The following is a 9,399-nucleotide window of genomic DNA, read 5'->3' on the forward strand; positions in this document are numbered from 1 at the left end:
CCCGATGCGGATATTCTTGGTCTGCAGCAGCGCTTGCGCGATCAGCAGATCGGGCGACGGATGCGGCTCCCACGGTGCGGTGTGATGCTCGCCGATCCAGGCTTCCTGATAGCCGAGCTCGTCGAGCCAGCGCAGCGTCTGCAGGTCCCAGTCGTGCCCCTCCTTCAATCCGCACTCCGGCGGGTGCGAGGGCATCGCGAAGTATCCGAGTTCCATGGGCTTCCTCTCTTTGTTCGATGCGTGTCTTCCGCACGCGCGCAGAGAGTAGCTGCCCCGGCTACGGCAGAACAATGGCTTTTGTCGCAGTCGGATCGGCGCGCCGTCGCTACCGCGCTCCGAACGTGGTCTTGCCGAACAGCTGCTTCTGCGTCGCGGGCTGCGAGCGCCAATATTGCGGCGGCGCACTCACCTCGCCGCCGAGTTCGGCGGCGGCGTGCCAGCCCCAGCGTGGGTCGTAGAGCATGCCGCGGGCGAGCGCGACCATGTCGGCTTTCCCTGATGTGACGATCTCTTCCGCCTGCTTCGCTTCGGTGATCAGGCCGACCGCCATGGTGGTGACGCCGGTCGCCTCCCGCACCGCCTGCGCCGCCGGCACCTGGTAGCCCGGCCCGAGCGGAATCTTCTGCAGCGCCGAGACGCCGCCGGACGAGACGTCCATCCAGTCGACGCCGCGCTTCTTCAACTCCTTCGTGAACTCGATGGTCTGCGCGACGTCCCAGGCACCCTCGACCCAGTCGGTCGCGGACACCCGGACGCCGACCGGCTTGCGGTCCGGAAATGCCGCGCGAACGGCGTCGAACACTTCCAGCGGAAACCGCATCCGGTTCTCGAGCGAGCCGCCATAGCGATCGGTGCGCTTGTTGGCGAGCGGCGACAGGAACTGGTGCAGGAGATAACCGTGCGCGCTGTGCAATTCGAGCGCGTCGATGCCGAGCCGGTCGGCGCGCTTGGCCGACGCGACAAAGGCCTCGCGAATGCGCTTCAGCCCGGCGTCGTCGAGCGCCACTGGCGCCGCCTCGCCTTCCTTGTGCGGGACCGCAGATGGTCCAACCGTCTGCCAGCCACCGTCGGCAATCGGGATCAACTGCCCGCCCTCCCAGGGACGCTGGCTCGAAGCCTTGCGACCGGCATGGGCAAGCTGCATCGCGACCGCTGCCTTCGAATGCTTGCGCACCGAGGCCAGGATCGGCTTCAACGCCGCCTCGTTGGCATCGCTGTAGAGGCCGAGGCAGCCCGGCGTGATCCGACCGATATCCTCTACATGCGTCGCCTCGATGCAGAACATCGCGGCTCCCGACAGCGCCAGCATGTTGATGTGGGTGAAGTGCCAATCATTGGCGGAGCCGTCGATCGCCGAATACTGGCACATCGGCGCGACCATGATCCGGTTGGAGAGCTTGAGGCCGCGCAGTTCGATCGGAGAAAACAGGGTGCTCATGCGAGGGATGTCCGGGATCGGGGAAAGGGCCACCATAAGATAGAGGCAGCCCAGGCGATCACCAACTGTCCGGAATGCCCCGCAGGCCGGAACGCAGATCAGCAATGCTCTGACGGCGCCCCTTGCTGAGCCCCTTGGCGGCGTCTCACTCAACCAGCGTGAATTGCAGCAGCAGATTGCGCTGGATCAGAGAGAAATTGTCGTCGGAGATCATGGTCAGCACGGTCTCGCCCTCGGCTGTGACATGGGCGTCGATGCCTTCCATGTTGTCGATTTCGTTGCCGAGATCGGCGTTGAAGATCGCGGGACCATCGACCACGGCGCCGGGCGCGATGTCGGACAGCGCAAGGCGGCGGATGCGGATGCCGACGCCGCCAAGCCAGGAGAATTTCCGCTCCAGGATCAACAGATCGCCCGAGGGCAGCAACACCGCGTCGCTGATGTCGAAACTCTCGGTGCGGCGGACGCTGAACTGGCCCGGCGTCTTGCCGCCGACCAGGAAGGCGATCAGATTGCCGCTCGCATCGAGCCCGCGTTCCGAGAACGCGATCAGCGTGCCGGCGAGCGACTGTCCCCTGGCCATAACCTTGGGCACGAAGACCAGCGCCTCCAGCCCCTTGTTGAGAGGAAGCTTGCGTGCCGCCGGCGGCAGCGGCACCACCTCGCCGCGCGAGCGGGTGAAGCCTTTGGCGAAATCGTAGCGCAGCACCTGGTTGACCCGCTCAAGCCCGACGTAGGCGAACGAGCCGTCGAGCGCGAGCGATTCCGAATCGTACCAGCCGCGGGTCGCGGTGATCGGCTTGCCGTCGGCGGCAAGCAGCGGGGCCGCCTCGACATCGTCGAGCCCGGCCATCTCGCGGCCGCGATAGACGATGCGGCCGGTGAACCAGCTGCCCTGGTCGCTGACCGCAATGAAGCGCTCGCCTTTGGCGTCGAGCCGCAGCGCGGAGAGACCGCCGAAGCCGGAGAACGACGAGGTCAGGATCAGGCCGCTGCGATATTCCAGCGCGCCGAACCGCACCCGCGCACGATCGCGGATATCGAACGAGGGCAGCGGCCGTGCGTTGACCTCGACCGCGACGGGTTCGTCGACGCGGTGACGGCCTGGCCTGCCAGGTGGTCCCGGTGTCAGCGACGGCTGGGTCGCGCCCTGCGCCAGCGCGAGACACGGCAATGCTGCGGCCGACAGCCCTGCCGCCACACCTCTCACGATATGGCGGCGGCTAACGGGTGAGTGCATGTCTCACGAGTGGAGGCGGCGCCGCGTGCCCGGTGCGGGCGCCGAGCCTTGCGTCTCGCTGAACAACTCGGCGAGCTTTTCGGTGATCGCGCCGCCGAGCTCTTCGGCATCGACGATGGTGACGGCGCGGCGATAGTAGCGCGTGACGTCATGACCGATGCCGATCGCGATCAGCTCGACCGGCGAGCGGGTCTCGATCTCTTCGATGATATGGCGCAGATGCCGCTCGAGATAGTTGCCGGGATTGACCGACAGCGTGGAGTCGTCGACCGGCGCGCCGTCGGAGATCATCATCAGGATGCGGCGCTGCTCGGGACGCCCAAGCAGACGCTTGTGCGCCCAGTCGAGCGCCTCGCCGTCGATGTTCTCCTTGAGCAGGCCCTCGCGCATCATCAGGCCGAGATTTTTCCGCGCGCGACGCCAGGGTGCGTCGGCCGATTTGTAGATGATGTGCCTGAGATCGTTGAGGCGGCCCGGATTGGCCGGCTTGCCGGCGGCAAGCCACGCCTCGCGCGACTGCCCGCCCTTCCAGGCGCGGGTGGTGAAGCCCAGAATCTCGACCTTGACGCCGCAACGCTCCAGCGTGCGCGCCAGGATGTCGGCGCAGGTGGCGGCAACCGTGATCGGACGGCCGCGCATCGAGCCGGAGTTATCGAGCAGCAGCGTCACCACGGTGTCGCGGAAGGTCGCCTCCTTCTCATGCATGAAGGACAGCGGATGATAGGGATCGGTGACGACGCGCGACAGCCGCGCCGGATCGAGGATGCCCTCCTCGAGATCGAAATCCCAGGCGCGGTTCTGCTGCGCCATCAAGCGGCGCTGCAGACGATTGGCGAGCCGCGCCACGATGCCCTGCAGATGCGCCAGCTGCTTGTCGAGATAGGAACGCAGCCGCTCGAGCTCGTCATGGTCGCAGAGATCTTCGGCTGCGACCACCTCGTCGAACTTCGGCGCGAAGGCATGATATTCCGGACCGCGCGGCTCGTTCTGGCCGCGTGAATTCGGCCGGGTCGCCTCGCCCGGCGTCTCGTCGTCACCGAGCTCGCCGTCGTCGAACGTGTCCGACGTGGAGGCCTGCGCGCTCTCCATCGCGCTTTCGCTCATTTCGTCCGCGGTGGTCTGGGCCTGGTCGGCGCTCATCTCCTGCGCGGCGTCGGAATCCGGCGAGCCTTCGGCACCGGACTGATCGCTCTCGCCGTCCTGGTTCTCGTCCTGATCCTCGTCATCGTCGGAATCCATGTTGCGGTCGTCGCCGAGATCGAGTGCCGACAGCAGATCGTGGACGAGGTCGCCGAACCGGGCCTGGTCCTCGGCAAAACGGCTCAGCTGGTCGAGCCGCGAGCCGATCTTGTCCTCCAGCGTCGGACGCCAGAGATCGACCATCTTCTTTGCGGCCGCGGGCGGAGCCATGCCGGTGAGACGTTCGCGCACCAGCATCGCCAGCGCATCGGACAGCGGCGCATCGGCGCGGTCGGTGATCTCGTCATACTTGCCGCGGTGGAAATGGTCGTCGAGCATCGCGGTGAGGTTCTTCGCGACGCCCGCCATCCGCCGCGAGCCGAGCGCCTCGACGCGCGCCTGCTCGACCGCCTCGAACACGCCGCGCGCCTGCGGGTTGCCCGGCATCAGCTTGCGATGCACCTTGGGATCGTGACAGGCGATCTTGAGCGCGATCGAATCGGCGTGGCCGCGCACGATCGCCGCGTCGCGCTTGGTCATCTTGCGCGCCGGCTCCGGCAGCCGCGCCTTGCCGGGCGCGAGCCCGGGGCGCTCGGCAGCGAAGCTGACTTCGAGCTCCGGCTTCTTGGCGATCGCCTTCAGGCACGCCGACACCGAGCGCTTGAACGGCTCGTTCGGCGCTTCCTTCGATCCGGGACGGAATTTGATGTTGGAGGCTGTCATAGCGATTTCGTAAACCAATGGCGCGTTACGCCACCGGGATACCCCTCAATCGAACCGAATTCTTTATATCCGTTGGCGCGGTAGAAACCCGGCGCCTGGAAGCTCATCGTATCCAGATAGGACTGCGTGGCGCCGAAGCGCCGCGCCTCGTCTTCGATCGCCTTGATCAGCTTCGCGCCAAAGCCCTTGTTGCGAAACTTCTGCTCCATCCAGAACAGCTGGATGAACAACACCGCGGTCCAGACCTCGCCGACGATGCCGCCGACGATCTCGTCGCCTTGCCGCAGCGAGATGGCGAAGCGCTTGTACTTCTGCTTCCCCATCTTCTCGTTGTTGTAGCGGAGCAATCCGCCGAGCACCGCCTTCTTCGTCTGTGTGACTGTGCGCTCGACGGAGATTTTCGGCATGGACTAGCTGAGCGCCACGTTGACCGAGGATTCCGGCAACTCGACGTTGAAGCAGCGCTGGTAGAACTCGGCGACCAGCGGCCGCTCCAGCTCATCACATTTGTTGAGGAAGGTGACGCGGAACGCGAAGCCGATGTCGCTGAAGATATCGGCGTTCTCGGCCCAGGTGATCACCGTGCGCGGGCTCATCACCGTCGACAGGTCGCCATTGGCGAACGCGTTACGGGTGAGATCGGCAAGCCGCACCATCTTGTTGACGATGTCGCGGCCTTCCTGCGTGCGGTAGTGGCGCGCCTTGGCCAGCACGATCTCCACTTCCTCGTCATGGGCGAGGTAGTTCAGCGTGGTGACGATCGACCAACGGTCCATCTGGCCCTGGTTGATCTGCTGGGTGCCGTGATAGAGGCCCGACGTATCGCCGAGGCCGACCGTGTTGGCGGTCGAGAACAGGCGGAACGCCGGATGCGGCTTGATCACCTTGTTCTGGTCGAGCAGCGTCAGGCGGCCGGAGACTTCCAGCACGCGCTGGATCACGAACATCACGTCCGGGCGGCCGGCGTCGTATTCGTCGAACACCAGCGCGATGTTGTGCTGCAGCGCCCAGGGCAGAATGCCGTCGCGGAATTCGGTGACCTGCTTGCCTTCCTTGACCACGATCGCATCCTTGCCGACCAGATCGATACGGCTGATGTGGCTGTCGAGGTTGACGCGCACGCAGGGCCAGTTGAGGCGGGCCGCAACCTGCTCGATGTGGGTCGATTTGCCGGTGCCGTGATAGCCGGTGACCATCACGCGGCGGTTCTTGGCGAAGCCGGCGAGGATCGCGAGCGTGGTGGCGCGGTCGAAGCGGTAGTCGCTGTCGACTTCCGGCACGTGCGGATCGACTTCGGAATAGGCGGGAACTTCCAGGTCGCTATCGATCCCGAAGACCTGCCGGACCGACACCTTCATGTCGGGCAAGCCGACGGGTTCCTGAGCTTTGGTCTGGACGGCGGTCGTCATTCATCCTCCGAGGTCCCGGGCGTTCCCGAAACCAGATTAATCGTTTGGCTGCGGATGGGGTGCTTCGCACAAGCCTAGCAGAGAGCAACGGTCGGCAGAAGCCCGCGGGTAAATCAAAGTTCCGTTGTTGTATCATAAAGATAAGAGCGAAACTCGGTTTTTGGAAGGCTGCTCTGCAAATCCCGCCGTACTTTTGCCGCAGCGCCACGGCGGCCTGCCCGTCCGGGGCACTTTTCAGCGCGGCAGGGAGTTGTTAGCTCTCGGACCTGTTTCACCACTGCCCAAGGGATTCTGTGACTTCATTCCTTGACCCATTGATTGCGTTCGTTTCGGCCCATGCCTGGCTCGCCTATCTGACGCTGTTTCTGGCCGCCCTGCTGGAAGCTGTGCCGGTGGTCGGCTCCCTGGTGCCGGGCTCGACCATCATCCTGGCGCTGAGTGCGCTGGTGCCGGGCGGCGAATTGAAGCTCGTGCCGGTGCTGGCCGCTGCGGCCGTCGGCGCGATGCTCGGTGACGGCACCGCCTTCATGATCGGCCACCGCAGCCAGCGCGAGATCCTGTCGGCCTGGCCGCTCTCCAACTACCCGCGCGTGGTCGCGCAGAGCGAGGCCTTCTTCAATCGCTGGGGCGTGCTCGCGGTGTTCTTCGCCCGCTTCGTGCCGCCGATCCGCGCCTTCGTGCCGATCACGGCCGGCGCGCTCGACATGCCGCCGGCGCGGTTCTACGCGGTCAACATCCCCGCGATCCTGCTCTGGGCGCCGGCGCATGTGCTGCCCGGCGTGCTCGCGGTCACGGCGCTGCACGACTATGCCGGCCTGCCGCATCATGAGCATGTCGGCAAGCATCTCTGGATGTTTGCGGTGGCAGGCGGCGCCGTCATCCTCGCGCTGGCGATCTGGACCATCCGGCGCCGGCATGGCGGCGGCCTGATCGAACCGTCCAAGCCGGCGGAATAAGAGCTAAATACTATTGGTCGAACCGGCCCGCCCGGGTGCCGGGCCGACATAGCGCGCCCGAGGCCTGATCAGCTTGCCGAGCTGAAGCTGCTCGCTGGCATGGGCGATCCAGCCGACGCTGCGGGCCATCGCAAACAGCGCCAGCTCGCTCCCCGCCGGCATCCGCAGCGCATGCACCAGCACCGCCAGCGCATAATCGATATTGACGAATTCGCCGGTTGCCTCCGCGATTCTATCAGGCACTTCCCTGGTGAATTTGCGCGGCGCACCCGCGCGCGTCAGGGCTTCGAGCAGCGAGATCGCACGCGGATCGCCCTTCTTGTAGACGCCGTGCCCGAAGCCGGCGAAACGCTCGCCCAGCGCAACCCGCTCGCGGACCACAGGCGCGACGTCGTTGTCGATCATCGTCCTGACCAGGCGCGAGGCGAGCACCCCGGCGCCGCCATGCATCGGCCCTTTCAGCGCGACGAGACCCGCGATGACGGCGTCGTACAGATTGAGCCCGGTCGATGCCGCGCAGCGCGCGGTGAAGGTGGAGGCGTTCAGTTCATGATCGGCGAGCAGCACCAGCGCGCGGCGAATAAGGTCGGGCGCATGCTTGTTGTCAGGCGTCCAGACCCGCGCCACCTGCTCATGCAGCGGCTCGGCCGACGGCATAGCATTCAACATGGTCGCGACCAGCAGCCGCAAGATGCGGCCGCCGACCATCGCGCGGCCATCGGGCGCGCGGGTGAAGGCGCCGGGATCGGCACTTGCCGCCAGCGCAAACACCGCGACCGTCCGGTCGATCGGCTGGGCGCGACGCGCGGCCTCGGCGATCGCACGCATCTCGTCCGAGACGTGCGGACAATTGTCCGGCGCGAACGGATCGACGCCGGTGACATCCCACAGCAGTGTCGCGGTGTGCTCCAGCGTATCGCGTTGGGCGAGATCGACGCAGTTCACGCCGCGATAGATCGGGCCCTGCTCGGTGATGGTTGCGATCGCCGAATCCATCACCGGCAAGTCCGCATCGAAGTTTCGGAACCCGCGCGGCTCCGGCGACGGTACGCGGCGCTCCTTCAAACCCCTGATGTCCTCGGCACGGTAGCGATGGCTGCGCGAGTCCGGCGACGGCTCGGAGCGGATGAGGCCGCGGCTGACATAGGCGTAGAGGGTCGCCGGCGAGATCGCGAGCTCGGCGGCGGCTTCGCGAGCGGAGAGGTAAAGCTCGGCGGATTTTTTCATATTGATTTATATAATCAAGATTGATCAACCCGTCCAGAGGCCCGACCTTGAAGGGGTGAAGCAAGGAGATCGGGCCATGAACATGATTCTCACCAAGAGCCAGATCGGTCTGGACGGCGTACCCGCCGCCGAGACCGTGTTGAGCCATGTCGACGGCGAGCGCGGCGAGTTGATCATCGCCGGCGAGCACGTCGCCAACCTCGCGGGCAAATCGAGCTTCGAGGCCGTCACGACGCGGCTATGGAACGGCGCGACCGGCAAGTCGCTGAGCGAAGCCAATGTCCGCGCCAGCCTCGGCGCCGCCCGCGAACGCGCCTTTGCGCGGCTGCCGGACCTGCTGCCGGCGACGCACGGCATGTCGATCGTCGACGGCTTCCGCGCCGCGATCGCAGGCCTGCGCGCCGAGAGCGGGCTGGAGCACGAGGCAACCATTGTCGGCGCCTTCCCGGTGATCGCGGGCGCCCTGGTGCAGAACGCCAAGGGACACGCCCCGATCGCGCCCGACCCGAATGCCAGCCACGCCGCCGACACGCTGCGGATGCTGCGGGGCCGCAAGGCCGAGCCGCGCGAGGTCGCCGCACTTGACGCCTATTTCGTCACCGTCTGCGATCACGGCATGAACGCGTCGACCTTCACCACGCGGGTGATCGCCTCGACCCAGGCCGATCTGTTTGCGGCGATCACCGGCGGCTACTGCGCGCTGACCGGCCCGCTGCATGGCGGCGCGCCGGAGCCGGTGCTCGAGATGCTGGATGCGATCGGCACGCGCGAACGGATCAAGCCCTGGGTTGACGGCGCGCTCGCACATGGCGAGCGGCTGATGGGGTTCGGCCATCGCGTCTATCGGGTGCGCGATCCGCGCGCCGACGTGCTCAAGGTTGCGATCGAGCGCCTGGAGGCCAGCGGCGCCGACCTGCCGTTTGCCGGCGAGGTCGAGGCCTATATCCGCGCAGCGCTGCGCAAGAAGAATCCGGAGCGGCCGCTCGAGACCAATGTCGAGTTCTTCACCGCCATCCTGCTCGACGGGCTGGAGATCCCGCGGCAGGCCTTCACGCCGATCTTCGCCACCGCCCGCGCCGCCGGCTGGACCGCACACGCACTCGAGCAGCGCCGCACCGGCCGGCTGATCCGGCCGAGCTCGTCGTATGTCGGGGCGGTGCCGAAGGACTGAGAGCTGACCGACGAGATCGACAGCGGAGCTACACTCTCCGCTGTCGTCCCTGCTTT

The 9,399-nt window shown here is 66.2% G+C and carries 9 protein-coding genes; 2 read left to right on the top strand and 7 right to left on the bottom strand.

From position 1 onward, the window contains the following. The 6 genes from H8A95_RS39220 to cobS all read right to left on the bottom strand — a co-directional run. Positions 1 to 216 (bottom strand): LLM class flavin-dependent oxidoreductase (locus tag H8A95_RS39220; protein WP_229187918.1); only part of this gene is annotated, 216 nt, incomplete at its 3' end. A 109-nt stretch (positions 217 to 325) separates the two neighbouring features. Further along, positions 326 to 1,438 (bottom strand): NADH:flavin oxidoreductase/NADH oxidase, encoded by a 1,113-nt coding sequence (locus H8A95_RS39225; RefSeq protein ID WP_229187919.1) that lies wholly within the window; start codon positions 1,436 to 1,438, stop codon positions 326 to 328. A gap of 145 nt (positions 1,439 to 1,583) precedes the next feature. Then, on the bottom strand, positions 1,584 to 2,678 hold the full coding sequence (locus H8A95_RS39230; protein ID WP_229187920.1) for an esterase-like activity of phytase family protein: 1,095 nt from the start codon (positions 2,676 to 2,678) through the stop codon (positions 1,584 to 1,586). Between the two features lie 3 nt (positions 2,679 to 2,681). Next, the gene (gene cobT, locus H8A95_RS39235; RefSeq protein ID WP_229187921.1) at positions 2,682 to 4,580 is read right to left on the bottom strand and encodes a cobaltochelatase subunit CobT; all 1,899 of its coding nucleotides are present in this window, start codon (positions 4,578 to 4,580) and stop codon (positions 2,682 to 2,684) included. Further along, positions 4,577 to 4,987 carry a GNAT family N-acetyltransferase gene (locus H8A95_RS39240; protein ID WP_095731654.1) on the bottom strand — a complete coding sequence of 137 codons (411 nt, stop codon included), beginning with the start codon at positions 4,985 to 4,987 and terminating at the stop codon, positions 4,577 to 4,579. Before H8A95_RS39240 ends, cobT begins: the two co-directional genes overlap by 4 nt. Positions 4,988 to 4,990: 3 nt before the next feature. Beyond that, positions 4,991 to 5,989, bottom strand: a complete 999-nt coding sequence (gene cobS, locus H8A95_RS39245; RefSeq protein WP_163155663.1) for a cobaltochelatase subunit CobS — start codon at positions 5,987 to 5,989, stop codon at positions 4,991 to 4,993. A gap of 293 nt (positions 5,990 to 6,282) precedes the next feature. Here cobS and H8A95_RS39250 point away from each other — a divergent pair, with 293 nt between their 5' ends. Next, positions 6,283 to 6,945, top strand: a complete 663-nt coding sequence (locus H8A95_RS39250) for a DedA family protein (RefSeq protein ID WP_229187922.1) — start codon at positions 6,283 to 6,285, stop codon at positions 6,943 to 6,945. Between the two features lie 3 nt (positions 6,946 to 6,948). Here the strand turns inward: H8A95_RS39250 and H8A95_RS39255 are convergent, their stop codons facing one another. Beyond that, the gene (locus H8A95_RS39255; RefSeq protein ID WP_229187923.1) at positions 6,949 to 8,172 is read right to left on the bottom strand and encodes a citrate synthase family protein; all 1,224 of its coding nucleotides are present in this window, start codon (positions 8,170 to 8,172) and stop codon (positions 6,949 to 6,951) included. A 76-nt stretch (positions 8,173 to 8,248) separates the two neighbouring features. On the opposite strand from H8A95_RS39255, the gene H8A95_RS39260 reads away from it, so the two are divergent. Further along, positions 8,249 to 9,343 carry a citrate synthase/methylcitrate synthase gene (locus tag H8A95_RS39260; protein ID WP_229187924.1) on the top strand — a complete coding sequence of 365 codons (1,095 nt, stop codon included), beginning with the start codon at positions 8,249 to 8,251 and terminating at the stop codon, positions 9,341 to 9,343. Positions 9,344 to 9,399 lie beyond the last annotated feature (56 nt).

The sequence above is a fragment of the Bradyrhizobium oropedii genome, from assembly GCF_020889685.1.
Lineage (GTDB): Bacteria > Pseudomonadota > Alphaproteobacteria > Rhizobiales > Xanthobacteraceae > Bradyrhizobium > Bradyrhizobium oropedii.

Coding starts and splice junctions, on each gene's coding strand:
- H8A95_RS39260 (WP_229187924.1), top strand. CDS start 8,249: ATGAACATGATTCTCACCAAGAGCCAGATCGGTCTGGACGGCGTACCC.
- H8A95_RS39255 (WP_229187923.1), bottom strand. CDS start 8,172: ATGAAAAAATCCGCCGAGCTTTACCTCTCCGCTCGCGAAGCCGCCGCC.
- cobT (WP_229187921.1), bottom strand. CDS start 4,580: ATGACAGCCTCCAACATCAAATTCCGTCCCGGATCGAAGGAAGCGCCG.
- cobS (WP_163155663.1), bottom strand. CDS start 5,989: ATGACGACCGCCGTCCAGACCAAAGCTCAGGAACCCGTCGGCTTGCCC.
- H8A95_RS39230 (WP_229187920.1), bottom strand. CDS start 2,678: ATGCACTCACCCGTTAGCCGCCGCCATATCGTGAGAGGTGTGGCGGCA.
- H8A95_RS39225 (WP_229187919.1), bottom strand. CDS start 1,438: ATGAGCACCCTGTTTTCTCCGATCGAACTGCGCGGCCTCAAGCTCTCC.
- H8A95_RS39240 (WP_095731654.1), bottom strand. CDS start 4,987: ATGCCGAAAATCTCCGTCGAGCGCACAGTCACACAGACGAAGAAGGCG.